16 protein-coding genes and 1 pseudogene are annotated in these 19668 nt (G+C 42.1%); 7 read left to right on the top strand and 10 right to left on the bottom strand.

Annotation, left to right across the window (positions count from 1 at the left end; all coding sequences use genetic code 11):
* The first annotated feature begins 22 nt into the window (after positions 1 to 22).
* The 6 genes from NFS18_RS06545 (at position 23) to hydF (ending at position 6378) form a co-directional block, all read left to right on the top strand.
* A complete protein-coding gene (locus NFS18_RS06545) occupies positions 23 to 1036 on the top strand; it encodes an ArsR/SmtB family transcription factor (protein WP_251389195.1) in 1014 nt (337 codons plus the stop codon).
* Positions 1037 to 1054: 18 nt separating this feature from the next.
* Positions 1055 to 1585, top strand: coding sequence for a GNAT family N-acetyltransferase (locus NFS18_RS06540; protein WP_251389193.1), 531 nt, complete (start codon positions 1055 to 1057; stop codon positions 1583 to 1585).
* Between the two features lie 542 nt (positions 1586 to 2127).
* On the top strand, positions 2128 to 2382 hold the full coding sequence (locus tag NFS18_RS06535; RefSeq protein ID WP_251389191.1) for a TM1266 family iron-only hydrogenase system putative regulator: 255 nt from the start codon (positions 2128 to 2130) through the stop codon (positions 2380 to 2382).
* A gap of 83 nt (positions 2383 to 2465) precedes the next feature.
* The gene (hydE, locus tag NFS18_RS06530; RefSeq protein ID WP_251389189.1) at positions 2466 to 3506 is read left to right on the top strand and encodes a [FeFe] hydrogenase H-cluster radical SAM maturase HydE; all 1041 of its coding nucleotides are present in this window, start codon (positions 2466 to 2468) and stop codon (positions 3504 to 3506) included.
* Positions 3507 to 3571: 65 nt separating this feature from the next.
* Positions 3572 to 4993, top strand: coding sequence for a [FeFe] hydrogenase H-cluster radical SAM maturase HydG (gene hydG, locus NFS18_RS06525; RefSeq protein WP_251389187.1), 1422 nt, complete (start codon positions 3572 to 3574; stop codon positions 4991 to 4993).
* 125 nt (positions 4994 to 5118) lie between these two features.
* A complete protein-coding gene (hydF, locus tag NFS18_RS06520; protein ID WP_251389185.1) occupies positions 5119 to 6378 on the top strand; it encodes a [FeFe] hydrogenase H-cluster maturation GTPase HydF in 1260 nt (419 codons plus the stop codon).
* 89 nt (positions 6379 to 6467) lie between these two features.
* Here the strand turns inward: hydF and NFS18_RS06515 are convergent, their stop codons facing one another.
* From NFS18_RS06515 to NFS18_RS06485, 7 genes and pseudogenes are all read right to left on the bottom strand, one after another.
* On the bottom strand, positions 6468 to 7523 hold the full coding sequence (locus tag NFS18_RS06515) for a hypothetical protein (RefSeq protein WP_251389183.1): 1056 nt from the start codon (positions 7521 to 7523) through the stop codon (positions 6468 to 6470).
* 107 nt (positions 7524 to 7630) lie between these two features.
* Positions 7631 to 8734: an L-ascorbate 6-phosphate lactonase gene (gene ulaG / locus NFS18_RS06510; protein ID WP_251389181.1), complete on the bottom strand. Its 1104-nt coding sequence runs from the start codon at positions 8732 to 8734 to the stop codon at positions 7631 to 7633.
* Entirely contained in the window at positions 8727 to 10232 is a 1506-nt protein-coding gene (locus tag NFS18_RS06505) for a xylulokinase (protein ID WP_251389179.1), read from the bottom strand. The genes ulaG and NFS18_RS06505 overlap by 8 nt, the downstream gene beginning before the upstream one ends.
* A gap of 5 nt (positions 10233 to 10237) precedes the next feature.
* Positions 10238 to 11065 carry a carbohydrate ABC transporter permease gene (locus NFS18_RS06500; RefSeq protein WP_251389177.1) on the bottom strand — a complete coding sequence of 276 codons (828 nt, stop codon included), beginning with the start codon at positions 11063 to 11065 and terminating at the stop codon, positions 10238 to 10240.
* A gap of 13 nt (positions 11066 to 11078) precedes the next feature.
* Entirely contained in the window at positions 11079 to 11957 is an 879-nt protein-coding gene (locus NFS18_RS06495) for a carbohydrate ABC transporter permease (RefSeq protein WP_251389175.1), read from the bottom strand.
* A gap of 13 nt (positions 11958 to 11970) precedes the next feature.
* A pseudogene (locus NFS18_RS06490) lies at positions 11971 to 13284 on the bottom strand (alpha-L-fucosidase); the annotation flags it as partial.
* Between the two features lie 136 nt (positions 13285 to 13420).
* Positions 13421 to 14752: an ABC transporter substrate-binding protein gene (locus NFS18_RS06485; protein ID WP_251389171.1), complete on the bottom strand. Its 1332-nt coding sequence runs from the start codon at positions 14750 to 14752 to the stop codon at positions 13421 to 13423.
* A gap of 348 nt (positions 14753 to 15100) precedes the next feature.
* On the opposite strand from NFS18_RS06485, the gene NFS18_RS06480 reads away from it, so the two are divergent.
* Positions 15101 to 15886 (top strand): DeoR/GlpR family DNA-binding transcription regulator, encoded by a 786-nt coding sequence (locus NFS18_RS06480; protein WP_251389169.1) that lies wholly within the window; start codon positions 15101 to 15103, stop codon positions 15884 to 15886.
* Between the two features lie 348 nt (positions 15887 to 16234).
* Here NFS18_RS06480 and NFS18_RS06475 read toward each other — a convergent pair whose 3' ends face one another.
* The 3 genes from NFS18_RS06475 to NFS18_RS06465 are packed head-to-tail and all read right to left on the bottom strand — an operon-like array spanning position 16235 to position 19580.
* Positions 16235 to 16693, bottom strand: coding sequence for a hypothetical protein (locus NFS18_RS06475; RefSeq protein ID WP_251389167.1), 459 nt, complete (start codon positions 16691 to 16693; stop codon positions 16235 to 16237).
* Between the two features lie 45 nt (positions 16694 to 16738).
* Entirely contained in the window at positions 16739 to 18913 is a 2175-nt protein-coding gene (locus NFS18_RS06470) for a sensor histidine kinase (protein ID WP_251389165.1), read from the bottom strand.
* Complete coding sequence (locus NFS18_RS06465; RefSeq protein ID WP_251389338.1) at positions 18882 to 19580, bottom strand: response regulator transcription factor; 699 nt, start codon at positions 19578 to 19580, stop codon at positions 18882 to 18884. Before NFS18_RS06465 ends, NFS18_RS06470 begins: the two co-directional genes overlap by 32 nt.
* Between the last annotated feature and the right edge of the window lie 88 nt (positions 19581 to 19668).

Below are 19668 nucleotides of genomic sequence, written 5' to 3'. Positions count from 1 at the left end.
CGTATGCACGGAGGCTTATAAAATGGAAAATAAAGATATTAAAAATCTCCATCCTTTTTTGGAGACATTGGGACTTATCTACATGGCAAAAAATTTTGAAGTTGTGAAAGCAGATATGCTGACTTCTTTAAACGAAATGAACATTGATGGAAATCAGTTTTATAAGCAGTATCTTTCTTATTTAGAAAACTATGTGCAAGTATTTGAGGAATCTTATTCTTTGAACGAAGAAGAAACTTTTTTCTTTGGATATAATACAGAATTTTTTCTAACGGTTTTGGCTATAGCAATAGAGCTTTTTGAATCTAAACCAGAGCCAGATTATTTGGAACAGCGGCATATACTTTCTGTAACGACCACTTTCCTAATGGAAGAAAAAACAGAAGCTATTCCAAACTTAACCTCATTAGAGAACTGGTTCCTGCTGCTTCAGTCTTCAGAATATTCTGAAGATACCAAATGGCGGCTTTTGGAGTTGATCAGCAATCCTGTTGAAAAATTCCAAGAGCTGTTTAAGATTTATAAAAAAAATCGTTCTGCCTTTGATATATCCTTTCAGAAAAATAAAGGGCAATTAGAAAAAATGGTTTCTGAAACACCATCAGACATTTCAGATGTCCTGCGCAATCTTGTATCTGAATTCCACCCTGGGACAAAAAAAGTCTATTTGTCAGCAGTGCTTCCACTTATAGAATGGATTACGCCCACCATAATTTTCCAGGGTATTCTGGCAGATAAACTGGATTTGTATCAGAAAAACATGGAAAGCGCAAAAAAAATGCTTCCGCAAATTTTGAAACTTCTGGGTGATAAAAGCAAGTTTGAAATTTTATGCCTGTTAAAATCTCATGGGAGATACAATCTGGAAATTGCAGAGGAACTTCACTTAACACCCGCAACGGCTTCACATCATATGAGTATGCTTCTCACTAACCATATGGTAACAGTTGAGAAAAAAGATGGGCGGGTATACTATCAATTAAATCGAGAAACATTGAGTGAAATTATGAAATGCTTTGAGGAAATTTTTTTATAAAAGAAAGATGATTAAAAGATGATTATATATAGAAATCTATCAGAAAATGAAATTAACAGGGAACTATTCCTTAGTTTTATCCGTCATCAAGCCGTCACAAAATGCTGGCGCAGACACAATGGCAAATGGTTAATTGAGAATGATCCTTTTATAGATGAATGGACGGAAGATGAATATGATGAATTGATTTTAAATTTACAGGAGACGGTTCGTTCTGGCGGATTTGTTTATGCAGCATTTTACGAAAATCAACTCAAAGGAATTGTCTCTGTTGAAAGCAATCTATTTGGTTCCTCACAGCAATATCTTGATTTAACAAATATTTATGTTTCAGAGGATATGCGAAGACATGGCATTGGCAAAGTGCTTTTCAATTCAGCAAAATTTTGGGCGAAAGAACATTCAGCAGAAAAGCTTTACATTTCAGCTCATTCAGCAATAGAGAGTCAGGCATTTTATAAAAATATGGGATGCGTGGAAGCCAAGGAGTACAGCCAGTCGCATGTTGAGAAAGAACCGTATGACTGCCAGATGGAATGTATACTGTAAATTCCAGTAAAAAAATGAAAATTATTTCTTGTAATACTAACCAAATTTTATTTCTAATTTTTGTCTATTATTACGAGATTTTTATTTCTCTGATCAGGATACAGACTTTTTATATATCAAAATGCACATTTCTTTTATTACGCAAGGATTTCTCATTCGTTCAACCTGCCATCTTCTTCCTCCGGTAACCTTGATTTCCACTTATATTTTCAAAATCCATCTGGCTTTTTTCTTTGCTCCATGCTACAATTTTATCTATAAAACGTGCTACTGTTCACAGCAATGCGCAAAAATCCATGCAAAATCGCCTTTGTCGATGGATTTTTGCCTGTAGCTATATATTTTCTTACGGTCAGTGCAGCAAATGCACAGACCTAATTAAACAATAACAAAAACGTTCTGATTACAAAGGGTCTTTTTCTTGCCGGATACCTGCGTAAAAAGGCGCCAAATATCAGATTTGCAGAGGGATTCTTCCCTCTTCTTTGTGATACCCGCGCCGTCAGACGGCAGGGTATTTTTTATTCTTGGAGGAAAATCTTATGGACAAAAGAATCGCGCTTATTGGTATTGTTATAAACCACAGTGGATCTGTTGACGAACTGAACCATATTTTAAGTGAATACGGACAGCACATCATCGGACGTATGGGACTGCCATACCGCGAAAAGGGTATTTCTATCATCAGTATTGCCTTGGACGCGCCTAATGATATCATCAACGCACTTTCCGGGAAGCTGGGAATGCTGCCCGGCGTCAGTACAAAAACAATCTATGCAAAGACACCTACAGATTAATTTCAAACAGAACTAGAAACTAGTCATTTTTTGACTGCTTTTTGTCATTGAACTAATATCTATTATAGAAGGGATTTTTTCTTATGAAAGATTTCATCGACGAGCTGGAGCAAAACCAGACACTCCCCCGGGGCGATTGGATAACATTGATCACAAATTTCACCCCAGAAGACGCACAATATCTATTTGAGCGTGCACGGGTAATTCAAAACCAGCACTATGGCAATCAAGTTTTCATCCGGGGACTGATTGAATTCACCAATTATTGTAAGAACGACTGCTACTACTGTGGGATCCGGCGAAGCAACCGAAATGCTCAGCGATACCGGCTGACAAAGGACAGTATTTTAAACTGCTGCCGGAAAGGTTACAAACTTGGTTTCCGTACCTTTGTGCTTCAGGGAGGAGAAGACGGACATTTTACAGATGCCGCGCTAGTGGAAATTGTTTCTGCCATTCGGCAGGAATTCCCGGACTGCGCCATCACCCTTTCTGTTGGTGAACGTTCCCGTGAAAGCTATGAAGCGCTCTACAGCGCCGGAGCCAACCGCTATCTGCTGCGCCACGAAACCTATGACCACGCGCACTATGCAAGGCTCCATCCTTCTGAATTATCCGCCGCCCACCGTCAGCAGTGTCTCTGGGATTTAAAAGACATTGGCTATCAGGTCGGCACCGGATTCATGGTCGGTTCCCCTTTACAGACGGCAGAAACACTGACTGACGACATGCTCTTTCTCAAAAAATTGAATCCGCAGATGGTTGGAATCGGACCATTTATTCCGCACCATGACACTCCGTTTGCAGACCAGACCCCTGGAACACTAAGTTTGACCTTGTTCCTGTTAGGCGCCATCCGGCTCATGCTGCCAAAAGTATTGCTGCCTGCCACGACAGCCCTCGGCACCATTGCAGAGAACGGACGGGAACACGGCGTTCTTGCCGGAGCAAACGTGGTCATGCCAAATCTGTCGCCTGCAAATGTGCGGGAAAATTATTTACTCTATGACAACAAAATCTGTACCGGAGATGAAGCTGCCGAATCTGTAGAACATTTACAGCAGTCCATGCAGGCGATCGGATATAACATTGTTGTATCAAGAGGTGATTCACTGAATATCTGATTCAGACTATACTTTAACACATTTTTACATATTGCTTTTAATAAAAAAGAGGAGGAACACAAATCATGTATGATGTTTATTCTAAACATGCAGACGATTTTATCAACCACGAGGAAATCCTCGAAACACTTGCTTATGCAGACGAAAATAATAATAATCTGGAACTGATTGATGCCTTGATCAAAAAGGCTGCGTTACGCAAGGGACTTTCCCACAGGGAGGCTTCTGTTCTTCTTGCCTGTCAGGACGAGGAACAAAACCAAAGAATTTACAAGCTGGCAGAACAGATCAAAAAAGACTTCTACGGAAACCGGATCGTTATGTTTGCACCCTTGTATCTGTCCAACTACTGTATCAACGGATGCACATACTGCCCTTATCATATGAAAAACAAACACATTGCCCGGAAGAAGCTGTCTCAGGAAGAAATTCGGAACGAAGTAACCGCGCTTCAAGATATGGGGCACAAACGTCTTGCGCTGGAAGCCGGTGAAGATCCTGTTCACAATACAATGGATTATTATCTGGAAAGTATCAAAACCATATATGATATTAAACACAAAAACGGCGCCATCCGCCGTGTCAACATCAACATCGCAGCAACAACAGTGGATAACTACCGACTGCTTAAGGAAGCCGGAATCGGAACTTACATTTTGTTCCAGGAGACTTATCATAAGGAAAGCTATCTTAAGCTTCATCCAACAGGACCGAAACACGATTACAATTATCATACCGAAGCAATGGACCGCGCAATGGAAGGTGGTATCGATGATGTAGGCCTCGGCGTTTTGTTCGGTCTGGATAAATACCGTTACGAATTTGCAGGACTTTTAATGCACGCAGAACACCTGGAAGCTGCCTTCGGCGTCGGACCACATACCATCAGCGTCCCTCGTCTGAAACAAGCTGACGATATTGACCCGAATCAATTTGATAATGGAATCGACGATGATACATTTGCAAAATTGATTGCATGCATCCGGATTTCCGTACCGTACACAGGTATGATTATTTCCACAAGAGAAAATCAGGAGACCCGGGAACGTGCGCTCCGTCTCGGCATCTCCCAGATCAGCGGCGGCTCCAAAACCAGTGTCGGCGGCTACTATATGCCAGAACCGGAAGATGAAAATTCTGAACAGTTCGATGTCAGCGATACACGAACATTGGACGAAGTAGTAAAATGGCTGATGGAAATGGACTATATTCCCAGCTTCTGCACTGCCTGCTACCGAGAGGGACGTACCGGCGACCGCTTCATGACTCTGCTGAAAAACGGGCAGATTCAAAACTGCTGTCATCCAAATGCACTGATGACACTAAAAGAATATCTGATGGATTATGCGTCGCCCGAAACAAAAGCAATCGGAGATAAATTAATTGCCAGAGAGGCTCTCAATGTACCAAATGAGAAAGCACGCGCCGCTGTACTGGAAAATCTGCGCCTGATCGAACAGAATAACCGGAGAGATTTCCGGTTTTAGCACGCCAAATGCTCATAACGGGCAGGCTGGTAAGTTCGTGATTACCTCACTAACGGCGCCTGCATGTATCGCACGTAAGCGTGCAAATAACGCACGCTAAGTGCTCATAACGAAAGGAATTTATTATGAGTTTGAATAATACCCCATCCGCGGAGCGTCTCCATATCGGTATCTTTGGAAAACGAAATGCCGGAAAATCCAGTATCATCAATGCCATTACCAGACAAGACCTTTCTATCGTATCTGATGTAAAAGGCACAACCACTGACCCGGTCTTCAAAGCAATGGAGCTGCTTCCGCTGGGTCCTGTTGTTCTAATTGATACTCCAGGACTAGATGACGAAGGCGAACTCGGCGAAATGAGAGTCCGAAAAGCCTATCAGATGTTAAATAAAACTGATATCGCTGTACTGGTGATTGATGCCTCTGCCGGAATGACACAAGAAGATCTGAGGATACTTGAACGAATCAAAGAGAAGAGGATTCCATATGTGATTGTATGGAATAAGATGGATCTGCTGACGGAAAAAAAATCTACCAAAAACACTTTCGAGAAACTGCCTGCTCCTGCAAATCCTGATGCTTTCACAGATGAAGCTGCATCTGTTCATCTGTCAGAAAGCCACAGCATCTATGTCAGTACAAAAACAGGAAAAAACATTTATGAGTTAAAGGAATTGGTTGCAAAGCAGATGCCCTCCACAAAAAACGACTGTCATATTATCAGCGACCTGCTTGCCCCAAATGATTTTGTTGTCCTCGTTGTCCCCATTGATTCTTCCGCTCCAAAGGGAAGATTGATTCTTCCCCAGCAGCAGACCATACGGGACATTCTGGATGCGCAGGCTTCCGCTATTGTCGTCAAAGATACGGAGTTGAAAGAAACACTGCAAAAATTGGGAAGCCTGACCAAACTCGTCATTACCGACAGTCAGGTATTTCAACAGGTTTCCGCCGTTGTACCGCCGGAAATCCCCCTAACTTCCTTTTCGATTCTGTTCGCCAGATATAAAGGCAACCTGGAAACCGTTGTAAAAGGAGCAAATGCACTGGATAGATTAAAAGACGGAGATACCATCTTAATTTCCGAAGGCTGCACCCATCATCGTCAGTGCGACGATATCGGTACTGTAAAGCTGCCGAATCTGGTACGAAAACACACCGGAAAGGACATTCGATTTGAATTCACCAGCGGAACCGAATTCCCGGATGATTTAAGTCCATACCGCATGACCATTCACTGCGGCGGCTGTATGCTCAGCGAACGTGAAATGAAATATCGTCTGAAATGCGCTGAAGACCAGAATATTCCGCTTACCAATTACGGAACGGCAATTGCACATATGAATGGAATCCTTAAAAGAAGTCTGGAATTTTTGAGATAAAGAAAAAGAGGGGGCAATCAGGAAAACTTCCTGAAATATGCCCCTCTTTTCTTCTTCGTTTGAATTTCCCACACCACTTCGCTGCCTGTTTAAGATATCACTTCATACATTGCCACTTCGTCTGTCTCCCGGTTTGCCGACACAAGCACATCTTTTCCATTTCGGACAAAATGCCAGACATTTGCCGGACCGCAGTCGTGATCCATCACCTCGCACCGATATGTTTTCTCAGCCTTATCATAAGAGAATTTCAGCAAATCTCTGTTTCCCTTTCGATGTCCCACCACCAGTGCATTTTCTCCGCACAAAGGTCCGCCATATATCGCATGGCAAAATTCTGCCGGTTTTTCATAAGAATAAACACATTCAAATTTCCCATGTCTTTCTTTATAAATAAGAATATGCTCTCCATGAAATGGTGCGACCACTGCCAGTTCTTTTTCGCCGTCACCATCCATGTCCACAAGCACTGCATCGCTTGCAGGTGTGTCAAGCAAAGTTTCTATCGTCCATTCTCCATCCGGTTTTTCCGGCGGGATAAAACGGAACACACCGTTTTCTGCGGAAATCACACTGGTATCATAGTCATCCTCACGAATCCGGTAATATCCATGATTTTTCAGCATCTGATCTTTGATCACCTTCAATTCCAGCGGCTTATCTTCATTCAATGCTTCCATATCTTCTGGTAAAACAGCCGCATATACCTTGCCTGGAGATGTCCAGTCATCCTTATATTCGTGTCCCGACTTCAACGCACATGCGATCAGATAATAAATGCCATTCCGCTCTACAATATCAAACCGGTGAACATGCGGCAGGCGAACCAATGTATGTACATTCCATTCTGCCCCATCCTCTTTCGGCGGTCTGACAAGGACTATTGCCGCCTCCTTGGAATCATTTGGTGAATAGAATCGATGCGTTGCCAGAAAAACGCCGTCTGATCCCGGAACCTGTACCATGCTCATGACTCCGCCGGGCTGTTCCCACACCGTATCTATTTCGTTTCCTTCTAAATCAAATAATATACAACGGTCCGTCTTCTCCGCCGCCACAAGAAAATAATCTTGTTTGCGATAATGAAGCGGCGCAATCGAATAACATTTTGTCAGATTAGAAATTACTTTTTTCTCTGCTCTCACTATTTCCTCCTCTTCCGTTCTATTTTTCCATCACGTATTCTTACGGACTTTGCAGCAAGTGCAAAGCCCTACGCTGAACTGTTACCTGTTCTTCTCTTCTTTACCGCCTACATGCAGGAACGGAACGGTATATTCTGCGGAGCTTCAAAGCAATCTTCAAATCCTCTCCGATGATGATATGCTTTCTTTTCCTTATCGGTCGGATAAACATATTTTCCGCCCACCTCCCAGAAGAATGGATGGAACTGATACTCCAGACGGTCTTTCTTCATCTCATATAATACCTTAATTTCATTAACATCTGCCATAAAATTTGTCCACACATCATAATGTACCGGAATTACCACTTCGCACCGCAGAGCTTCCGCCATTCTGAGAATATCTACTGATGTCATTTTATCCATAATCCCCGGAGGATTTTCGCCGTAAGAACCAAGCGCAATATCAATATCGTAGTCTTTTCCATGCTTTGCATAATAAATAGAGTAATGAGAATCTCCGCTGTGGTAAATATTTCCTCCCGGTGTCTTGATCAGGTAATTTACTGCCTTATCATCCATATCTGTTGGGCAGACTCCGGTCAATTCTTCTCTGTTTTCGTCTGTACGGTCAGTTGTTACAAGGCAGGTACGGTCGAAAGAATCCAGTACTACGATTTCCAGATCTTTGATCCGGATCGTATCTCCCGGCTTCACAACCATACAGCGCTCCTCTGGAACTCCCCATTTCATCCATGTCTCTACCGACTTTTTCGGTCCGATAAATGGAACTGGAATCTCATTTCCATTGTCATCTGCTGTTGTCAGTCCGGCCTTGAGTACATGAGAGGCATATTCCGCACTCATATGGTCCTGATGATAATGTGTTGCCAGCACTGCATCCACTTTTTGAATTGCAAACGGATCCAGCACAAACGGAACCGCCCGAAGATTCGGCTGCATCATCCGTGCTCCGCTCATATTTGCCATCTGATGACCGACTGCCATCTTTCCGTTTCCATGTGTCCGTTTTCCGTTGCCGCACCAAAGATCGATACTGATATTACAGTCCTGCGGGGTTTTGATCCAGATTCCGGTACATCCAAGCCACCACATTGCAACCGTTCCCGGCTTTACCTCTTCTGCTTCAATCTCCTCATTCAGCCATGTCCCCCACTCTGGAAATGTATTCAATATCCAATTTTCTCTCGTAATCTCTTCTATTTTACTCATAGGTCTGCTCCTTTTCATAATATGATTCGTAGTACATTCTCAATTGATCTGCCTTCTGATACAGAACTTCCGTATGTACATCCGGTTCATAACAATTTTCTGCGTTCTTTTTTGCATATCGTTCATAAGCATCCCGGAAGGATTTTACATTGCCGATCGCGGTCTGTGCAGAAATCCACGCTCCTAATCCCGTTGCCTCGCATTCCTCAGGTCTGCATATTTCTTTTTTCAGCATATCCGCAAGAATCTGACAATAAACAGGATTCTTAGTCATTCCCCCTGATACCCGTATATCCGCACTGCCTTTTCCAATTATGGCTTCCACCGCCTTCAAGCATTCACGAAGCTCTGCAGCAATTCCTTCCAAAAGCGCCCGTACCAGATCTCCTCTTGTATTTTCAAAACCAATGCCCATAAATCCGGCGCGTACACGCGGCTCCCACTTAGGCGTTCCCTTTCCTGCAAAGGCAACAGAAGCAATTACACCATTTGCTCCCGGTACAGATTCTTTTAACACTTCCATAAATTCTGTAAAATCACCTCTGCTTTCCGGAAAAAGCTGTTTATTGAGCCATGCGGCTGCTTTTCCAGCGCTCAATACCGCACCCTCTACAATCCATTTCTCCGGAATTGCAGATACATTACAATTCACACTCATCGATGTATCCCAAACCGGCACATCTGAAATCCCGATCACATATGCGCCTGTCCCGGAATTCACCTCCATGTCTCCATGTTCCAGACATCCAAGACCAAGTGCTGCACACTGCTGGTCACCACCTGCTGAGATTACCGGAATGGATTCTGTCTGATTCAGGCATCTCAGTACTTCGGGCGCCGCCTCTCCTACAATACTTCCTACAGGAATCAGTTGACACAGTTTCTTCTCATTCAGTCCGAACATTTCCAACAACTGCGGCGACCATTCTAATTTTTCGATATCTAAAAGCGAGGTTCTGCTGGCAATAGAAAGGTCTGTTGCGAACTTATGTGTGAGATGATAGAGCACATATTCCTGAAACCCGATCAGTTTATCCGCATTTTGGTACAATTCCGGCTCATTTTCTTTTAACCAGACCATCTTCGGCGCCGAAAATACCGGTGAAAGCTTCATCCCGGTAATCCGGTATATGTTCTCCCATTCTTTTTCGTAATTTCGGCAAATGCGTTCTGCCCGACGATCCTGCCATGAAACAGCATCCGAAAGCGCCTTTCCGTTTTGATCCACCGGAATAACCGAGGAACGCTGCCCTGTTACCGAAATAGCCTCTGCCTTTATTTGCTGCTGTCCCATCCACTGTCCGGCTTGTTTTAACATCTCCCAGATCTTTCCCATAATTTCTTCTGGCTTTTGAAGCGCCGTATGCTCATCTGGAGTATATACGGGATAGCTTTCCTGATATTTTTTCTGAATCGTTCCTTGTTGGCCGATCAAGAACACCCGTGTACTGGATGTTCCTATATCAATCACAACTGATAGTTTATTCTCCCGTTCCATCTGAATCATCCCTTCACTGAGCCAGACAACATTCCCGCCTGTACCTTTTCATGGAACATCAGGTAAATGATCGTCAGTGGAAGAACTGCAAGCACAATAGATGCAAAAATCGGACCCATCCGTACTGAAAAATCTCCCTTAAAATACATAAGGCTTCTCGATACAGGATATTTATCCGGCGTGGATAACAAAATAACAGAGAAGATCAACTCACTGTATGCATATACAAAAGATATAATCGATACAGTCGCGATAATCGGCTTGGAAACCGGAAGGATGATCTTAAACAAAATCTGTGTCATACTACAGCCGTCGATTACCGCGGCTTCGTCCAGTTCCCGGCTGACCCCGCGGATATACCCGGTCATCAGGAAGATTGCCTGCGGAAGCTGGAACGTCGTATATACAAGTACCAGCATCCAGTATTTATCGTATCCTCCCAAATTTGCGGCAATTCTTGAAATCGGAATTACCGTTGTATGAATCGGAATCATAACTCCCAGCATAAACAACATAAAACAAGGTGTTAAAAACTTATATTTCATACGTGCAAAAATATACGATGCCAGCATCCCGACAATCACTACAAGAATTGTCGTAGAAATTGCAAGCAGCAAAGAATTTCCGATTGCACGCAGCATATTTGCCGACAGCAATGCATCTTTGTAATTGGCAATCTCCCACTTTTTAGGGATTGCAAACATATTTCCGTAAATCCCGTTATTATCTTTAAATGAGCACAGTACCGTTACAAGCAGAGGATACAGTGTGACAACTGCCCAGAGCCATGCAAAGACACGAAATAGAATATCGGCACCCTTTAATTTTTTCATGGCATTCTCCTCCTTAATCTTCTGATTGCATTGCTTTATTCAATCCGATACTGAGCGCCATTCCCAGCACAAGAATCACAACGCCGATCGCATTTCCACGGCCAAAGTTCTTTGAACTGAACGCCTCCATATACAGCAACGTTGCCGGAACCTCCGATGTATGGTTCGGTCCTCCGCCTGTCATGGCGAACATCAGGTCAAATGTCTTTAAACATCCGCAGATACAAAGAACCGAGAATACCTTGAATGATTCTTTCATAAGCGGAAGTGTAATATAAATCAATGTTTTAAATTTGTCTGCTCCGTCAATTTTCGCCGACTCATAAACATCTTGTGGGATGGATACCAATCCCGCCGCAAAAATCAACATATTAAATCCGGCAAAGATCCATTCGTTAACCAGTACAACTGACACTACATTCAGCGTAGGCGTTCCCAGCCAGTTCAGCGCCCATTCACTTAACCCGATCTTTTCCAACAGAGAATTAACCAGACCCCAGTCCGGCTGAAGCATATATACCCAGATCAGACCGACAGCGGTTACGGGAAGCATAACCGGGAGATAATATGATACTTTAAAAAATTTCACGCCTCGTATTCCCGATGTAATAATTTTCGCAAGCAAGAATGCAAGCGGCATCAAAACCAGAAAACCTCCGATCATAAAAAACAGAGAGTTTCGCATCGACAGCCAGAAATTCGGAGACTGAAACACGGCTTTATAATTTTCCAGTCCGATAAAAACCGGCTTTGCACTTGCGATACCTGTCCATTTATAAAAGGAAAGCTTCACCGCTTCAAATACCGGATACAGCAAAAATACAAACAGCAGACTAAGCGCCGGTAAAATAAATGCAATCGAATAGATACAGTTTTTCCTCTTTTTAACCATTCCTTTTCTCCTTTCAGTATATTTCCTTCAATTCTATTTCCAGTACCGTATCAATTCTATTTTCCAGAAGAAATGTTCCCTGAATTGGTTCTTGAAAATTAATAAAGGTATATTCTGGGAACAACTCTGTCACCCATGGTCTGACAATCAGCACTTCTGATCCATCCGATACTCTCCGGATCTTTTTAATCATATCTGTCGGGATATTCAATGCAATTGGTCCGATTTCCTGCTGAAGCAAATGTGCATACACATACTTTCCGTTTTTGGTATAATATCCCCAGTCTGGTTTTCCAAGACCTGCTTTTTTGCATCCCCAGATAGATTTTCCATAGTCTTCAAACCACTCTGCCATATCCTCCAGCACTTTTACCGCCGGCTTCGGGAATTTTCCTCTTGCATTTGGTCCGATATTTACCAGAAGATTTCCTCCCTTGCTGACACATTCCACCAGCTTCCTGATCAGACATGCGGCATCCTTATAATTGTATGGATTCGGAGTATAGCACCAACTATTATTCATCGTACAGCAAGCTTCCCATGGCAGATCATTTCCCATATCATCCACAATTCCCTCTGGCGGGATAATCTGTTCCGGAGCCACAAAATCCCCTGCATATACAGTCGGATTGGCTGTACTGATACTTCCCTTTGCTGATGCATTACATTCCAGCCGATTATTCAAAACGATATCCGGCTGGAGGCTTCGGATCATATTTACAAGCTCCGTTGCTTTCCATTTTTCCCCGCGCATCTCACCATAGGAATTGTCAAACCAGAGAATATCGATCTTACCGTAATTGGTGCAAAGCTCCCGGATCTGGTTGTGCATATATTCCAAATATCGGTCAAAATCATATTCATAATCCTTGTATGCTTCGTTATCCCGCATCGGATGATACAAATCTCCATAATGATGATAGTCTGGGTGATGCCAGTCAAAAAGCGAATAATAAAATCCGATCCCAAGCCCTTCCGCACGGAATGCTTCTGCAAATTCTCTTGCCAGGTCTCTTCCGCATTTTGTATTCGTAGATTTATAATCGGTATATTCCGAATCAAACAGACAAAAGCCTTCATGATGTTTTACAGTCAGCACCGCGTATCTCATACCGGCAGCCTTTGCCATCCGCGCCCATTCTTTCGGGTTGTAATCCACAGGATCAAATTCCTCAAAATATTGTTCATAATCTTCTATTGTCAGCCGTTCATAAGATCGCTTCCACTCGGTAACTCCATTAATACAGTAAAGTCCCCAGTGAATGAACAAACCAAATCTGGCATCCATCATCCATTGTACATGTTGAAATCTTTTATCCATACTTTTCTCCTTCTTATCTTGCCCATTTTTTTCATCCTGTCATTCTTCCGAAAAAAAGCAAGGAGCTGCTGCAAACCCTTTGCCAATGTGCAACAACTCCCTTCCTTCTGACTGTCCTTCCCGGTCAGTCTGTTTTTACCCTTTATTTTACTTCTTCCTGAGAAATGATTTCTGCTCCGCAGTTCTCTGGTGTTCCATCTAAAAACAGTCCCTGAAGTGCAGTTCTTACTGTATTCAGCATATGTGTTTCCGGATCTACTTCCTGCATATCACCGTGGAAGACTTCAGCTCCCTCTACGATTTCTTTAATCTTCACAGTCATATCATCAATTTCTGTTTCTGGATCAGATTCAAATTTTACCGGATAAATACCACCGTTGCTGGCTTTTTCCAAACCTGCATAGTAATCTTCAGATGTCAGATATTTAACAACCTCAACTGCTGCATCGTTAATTGCTTCATCGCCGCTGTCTGTAACAGAAAATCCTTGTCCAGATCCCCCCTGTACACAGTTCTTATACTCGTCTTTTTCTGCAAAATACGGGAACGCAGTTACATCTGCCTTGCCATCTACTTCAGTTCCTGCGATTTCTCCGACAAACCATGCTCCATCATAACGGAATGCACTTTCCCCTGAAAGGAATGCTGCTTTCTCACCATTGTTGTCCACGCTAAGTGGATTGCTTCCGAAGTATCCCTTCTGGTTCCATCCCTGAATGATAGTATACATATCCAGCATTTCCTTGGAATCATAATTTATCTCTCTGTCAGCCAGCTTAGCTGCAATATCTCCGCCGTAAGCTTTATAGCACAGATTGTTTAACAAATGTCCTGCACGGAAGTTACTGCTTTCGCCCAGCTGGAACGGTGTAATTCCTGCCGCAACAAGTGTATCACATGCTGCTTCCAGATCTTCAATTGTCTTTGGCTCCTCAATTTTGTTTGCACTGAGAATCTCTGTATTATAGTATAACAGAATCTGATAAAGCATTACCGGTACGCCATATGTCGCATCTCCTTCCTGCCAGTTATCAAACAGTGGAAGAAATGCATCTTTCCATCCTTGATCTTCTTCAAAATATGGTTCCAGATCTAAGAGCACTTCACCGTCAATATAATCTTTGATACTTGTTCCGCCGTAGTTGATAAACACATTCGGCTGTGTACCTGCTCCAAACTGAGAACTCAATTTATCAAAGTACTGCTGTTCATCTGTTACATTATCTGCCACAATCGTAATGCCATTGTCCAGTTCATTAAACTCGTCAATCTTCTGGTTAAAATACTGTGAAAGTGTTTCCTCACCGCCCCATCTGGATGAAAGGCGAATCTCAATTGCTTCTTTTTTAGATTCGTTTCCTTTTTCTGAACCATTATCGGCATTTTCGGATGCACCTCCGCCGCATGCTGTCAAAGTAAGAATCATTGCAGCTCCCAATGTACATGCAATCCCTTTTTTTAACGTTTTTCTCATTTTTTTCCTCCTTTTGCTTTGGTCGAAACATTCATTATGAACTTTTCTTTGTTTTTTGTTGATTTAATTGTATCTTTTTACTATCAAATAGTCAATTGTCAGCAGTTACGAATTATTCTTTCTACACACATTCTAATTTTATTATTTTTTCACAATTTAACGTTCTTAATTATATTTTTAGGAACTTTCTACTTTCTTTTGTTAAAATCACCCAAAAATATTCTGGATTTTTTATGCAATTTGATATTCCCCTTTTCTTCATTTCCATGTATACTAATAATAGAAGACATCTTTACAATCATTCATAAAAATCTGTAAAAGTACATTTAATTGAACAGGAGTGGACTCATGAAACAGAGCAAAAAACAAATAGAAGAAAGACGGCGCAGTCTTATCACACTGCTCCAAGAGCATTCCAGCTGCCGTGTCTCCTTTCTTTCCGGCACCTTAGGCGTCTCGGAACTGACAATACGGCGAGATTTGGAGGATTTAGAACAGGAACATCTGATTGAACGTTTTCACGGCGGCGCCCGCATGATCCAGATCGGCAACGAACAGACTGCAGATGCAAAAAAACAGGATTACTCTGTGGAAAAAGACTTAATTGGTAAAGCTGCTGCTGAACTAGTACCAAACAATTCCACGATTTTTCTCGGCTCAGGCACCACCGCATTAAGCATCATCAAACATCTGGGGCATAAGCGTGTCACAGTTGTTACAAACAATGCCCTTGCTCCGGTCTATACAGATAATGAACACGTTACATTAATCTTGTGCGGAGGCGAATGCCGTCTGAAAGCAAAATCACTCATTGGTCCTTTCACTGAACATGTCATCAATTCTATTTTCGTAGATATGGCATTTTTGGGCGCCAATGGCATTGATGCAGTAAATGGTGTAACCACCAATATTTATCAGGAAGCGAAAATCTATGAAAGCATTGCCCGAAACTGCACTGGAAAGATTGTTCTTGTTGCGACCGGACATAAACTCGGAAAAACTTATACATATAAAAGTCTCGATTTGAATGCTATTGACCTGCTGATCACGGATTCAACAGCCAACCGCCGCCCACTCTTCGATTTAAAATCCGAAGGAATGCAGGTTCTGTTTGCAGATCAGGCAATTGAATAGTTGAGTAAAAAACACCTGCCAATGTGCTGGCACATTAGCAGGTGTCTATCCCTGACGTCCGTAATAGGAAAGCGAACACGGAAGTAATCAAGGCTAAGGTATATAAAGTAATTGATGCTTGAAAATATTGCCTACTAAAGTGAATAAAAATAAACGGTGGAGACATTAAAATTACAAAGAATATAATACTTATAACTATTTTTTTAATGTTCTTTGTGTCTGCTGAATCAAATTTAGCTCCACAAGGACATTTGTGTGGTATCATTCCAAATTTAATATTTAATTTAGTACCACAGTTCATGCAATATAATTTCTTCATTTTTTCACGCTTTCTAAATTATACTTTACTCATTTTTTCCATATAACTTCCCGACAATGTGGACACTTTTGTGGAATAAGTAAATTACTTTTTTCACATTGAATTAAAGTTATTTTCTTATCTCTACGATCACAAATATCCTTGACTGTTTTATTTATAAGACTACTGCCTTCTCCACCTAAATATACTAAAGTTGTTTTATACCATGGAAATTTACCTTTACATTTAGGACATTTCCATAGAAACATAAAAATATATTCAAGATAAAAAGATACGAAAAACATTAAAAAACTCACCCCAAATGTTACTAAACAAATAGGTCTAACATAATCCAGTTTATTCCCCTCTAATAAAATATCAATGAACCCTATAACGACCGAAAAACAACATATATATGGCGAGATACGAAATATCTTTTTAATCAATATGCTTAACTTAACAAATAAATCTAAGCTTTTATATATAAGTTTTACTTTTAGTCTTTGCACATCTGCACTCCTAAATTCTAATTATTATTTTAGATGCAATCGGTGTCAGCTATTTTCCTGTTCCTCTGACTCACTCCGCTTCGGCAGCCGGATCACCACCTTAAATAAATCTGCATCCGTTGAAATCTGCAGTGTTCCATACTGTAACTCCGTAAAACTCTTCGCAATCGCCAATCCCAATCCGGAACCTTCTGTATTTCGGGAAGCATCCCCCCGAACGAAGCGGTCTGTTATTTCTTCTGTATTGAAATTCAGCTCCGCCGCCGACACATTTTTCATAGAAATCGAAACATGACTTCCATCATCTATCAACTCAATATACACTCTTGTATGCGGCAATGCGTACTTTGTAATGTTGATAATCAGATTCTCAAATATCCGGTATGTCTTTTGGGAATCCAGAAGCATCACAACCTTCCCCTCCGGCATGCTCCAGCGAAATTCCAAATGAGCCGCCTGAATCTTCTCATCACATTCCAGACCAACTTGTTTCAACAAACCGACAATATCTACCTTCATGAAGTTCATTGTCACATTTTTGCTGGTCGCTTTACTAATTTCAAACAAGTCCTCTATCAGCACTTTCAGCCGCAGCGACTTCTTCTCCAGCACCCCCAGATATTCCTTCCGCTTCTCCGGATCCTCTTCCAATTTCAGCAGATCCACATAAGTGATGATCGCCGTCAGCGGGGTCTTTAGATCATGCGATACATTTGTAATCAACTCGGTCTTCATCCGCTCACTCTTGACTTCTTCCTGAACTGCCTTTTTGAATCCTTTCTGAATCTTCTGAATCTCTGTCTTGATCGGATTAAAAATCCCCAGATCCCCATCGATCGGCACATCCAGATTGCCCTCTGCCAGCAGGTTCGTAGATTCCAGCAGCAATGCATATTTCTGTTTTATATCCTGTGAATATCTCCTCAGGATAAGGAAGAGAATCACAGAATAAATGATCAGCGCAAAGATTCCGTAGAACCAGAAGCATGTGATGATCAGCAAAAGGAAGAAATTGATCACCAGCGCTTTGATGATCAGCTTATTGGAATCCTCTTGTAAATCCATATGCAGAAATTCATTATACACCTTACTAAAGTAACCTTTTATCTTTCTCCAGACCCTCTGGAAAAATCCGGCAGCATCGTCGGCTCCCTGTTTAATCTTATCCCCATACTGTCCGCTTTCTGCCTTACTCCAGCGAAAAAGCCATACACAGAGTGTCCGCTCTTTCAGGTATTCCTTCTTAAGCACAAAGACTTCCGCCATACAGACCATGCCCCATAACACAATCCCAAATACAACTGCCCACATCGCTACATTCAACAGTATCTGCATATCATACGAAATACCAGAAACATAACCATAACGTGCATCTCTGTTAATTACACTCCACACCTGAGCTGCCCGTGTCATATTATTTCCGATTACTACATACAAACATACAGCCAGAACTATTTCCAGCGGCGCACGGAATAGTTTCCACTCATGTACCCGCCATCCCTTATTTACAGCAATCAAAATCCCCATAACTGCAATGACCACAATCAATATCCGTTCATACATCTGATAAAGTTCTCTATAGGAAAGTCTGACTGCGTATTGATACAAAAAATCATCAGAGACGCTCATATATCCGTCAAGCTGCTCCTCAGACATTCCATAAATCACTTTTACTTCCTTTGGCAAGGCACCTTCAAAAGAATGTTCCAGATTATCACTTAGTCCTCCGTCAAATATACGCTGTTCCAACTGATAGGCATTTTTCTCATGAATCGCATTTCCGTCCACTTGAACATCCTGAATCTCGCTGTCTTCATTAATGACAATTGATGTACGGAATGCATAATCTGTCTCTTCTTTGACCAGTTCCTTCACTTTACTGCTGTTATCTTCCCCAAGGAGCGCCTTGCCATCGAAGTCAAAGATTTCATAATCCATATACTTCCGAAGAAGCATAAAACCTTCCATACCATAATAAAAATTCATTTCCGACTGGTCTATATATCCATATGCCTGATTAGAAAGAAAGCAGACTCCATCCTTCAGTTCATCAGACAGCTCCGTCAGTTTTTCCTCCTGTACTTCATCCGCGATTCCCTCTGACAGATTCACTGCAAAAATCGGATAAGCGCTCACCATTACAACTGCGCCCGCAAGCACAGCTACAATCATAAGAAAGATTGCAAATTTACGGTTGTTTTTCAATTTTGTAACCAACACCCCACACCACCTTCAAATATTTTGGATTCTTCGGATCCAATTCAATCTTCTCCCGGATATTCCGGACATGGACCATAATCGTATCCGTGTTGATGGCACGCTCCTGCCATACTCTCTCGTAAATCTCTTCCGCAGAAAATACATGTCCCGGACTTTTCGCCAGCAGCAATAATATTTTGTACTCTATAGGCGTCAGTTTTACCAGGCTGCCGTCTACCGTCACCTGTACTGTATCCTCATTGATCTCCAATCCGCCGATCATATGCACATTTTCCTTTGGTTCCAGCTTCTCCATAAACCGCTTATAACGGCGGAGCTGTGAATTCACCCGCGCCATCAGCTCCATCGGAGTAAAAGGCTTGGTTACATAATCATCGGCGCCGATATTCAAACCCATCACCTTGTCAACCTCTTCTGATTTAGCTGAAAGCATAATAACCGGAAAATCATATTTTTCCCGCAGTTTCATTGTCATATGGATTCCATCCATCCGGGGCATCATAATATCCACGATTGCCAGATGGATTTCCTCCCGTTCTATCACTTCAAGTCCTTCCATTCCATCTGCTGCCTGAAACACCTCGTATCCCTGACTTTTCAGATAAATCTGGACGCCCTCTCTGATTTCTTTATCATCCTCCACCACAAGTACATGATTCATCTCCACGCTTCTCATTCCTCCTGCGATATTTTTATTATGGTTCACGCACAAGAATCAAATGTCACTGCGCACGGCTTGATTCTTTGTGTCCGTG

Origin of the sequence: Mediterraneibacter agrestimuris (genome assembly GCF_943193195.1) — a bacterium.
Lineage (GTDB): Bacteria > Bacillota > Clostridia > Lachnospirales > Lachnospiraceae > Schaedlerella > Schaedlerella agrestimuris.
Note: the sequence above shows the minus strand (reverse complement) of the source record. Positions and strands in the feature narration are given on the sequence as shown.

Excerpts from the sequence above, each read along its gene's own strand:
- NFS18_RS06545 (WP_251389195.1), top strand. The coding sequence starts at position 23 with ATGGAAAATAAAGATATTAAAAATCTCCATCCTTTTTTGGAGACATTG.
- NFS18_RS06540 (WP_251389193.1), top strand. The coding sequence starts at position 1,055 with ATGATTATATATAGAAATCTATCAGAAAATGAAATTAACAGGGAACTA.
- NFS18_RS06535 (WP_251389191.1), top strand. The coding sequence starts at position 2,128 with ATGGACAAAAGAATCGCGCTTATTGGTATTGTTATAAACCACAGTGGA.
- hydE (WP_251389189.1), top strand. The coding sequence starts at position 2,466 with ATGAAAGATTTCATCGACGAGCTGGAGCAAAACCAGACACTCCCCCGG.
- hydG (WP_251389187.1), top strand. The coding sequence starts at position 3,572 with ATGTATGATGTTTATTCTAAACATGCAGACGATTTTATCAACCACGAG.
- hydF (WP_251389185.1), top strand. The coding sequence starts at position 5,119 with ATGAGTTTGAATAATACCCCATCCGCGGAGCGTCTCCATATCGGTATC.
- ulaG (WP_251389181.1), bottom strand. The coding sequence starts at position 8,734 with ATGAGTAAAATAGAAGAGATTACGAGAGAAAATTGGATATTGAATACA.
- NFS18_RS06505 (WP_251389179.1), bottom strand. The coding sequence starts at position 10,232 with ATGGAACGGGAGAATAAACTATCAGTTGTGATTGATATAGGAACATCC.
- NFS18_RS06500 (WP_251389177.1), bottom strand. The coding sequence starts at position 11,065 with ATGAAAAAATTAAAGGGTGCCGATATTCTATTTCGTGTCTTTGCATGG.
- NFS18_RS06495 (WP_251389175.1), bottom strand. The coding sequence starts at position 11,957 with ATGGTTAAAAAGAGGAAAAACTGTATCTATTCGATTGCATTTATTTTA.
- NFS18_RS06485 (WP_251389171.1), bottom strand. The coding sequence starts at position 14,752 with ATGAGAAAAACGTTAAAAAAAGGGATTGCATGTACATTGGGAGCTGCA.
- NFS18_RS06480 (WP_251389169.1), top strand. The coding sequence starts at position 15,101 with ATGAAACAGAGCAAAAAACAAATAGAAGAAAGACGGCGCAGTCTTATC.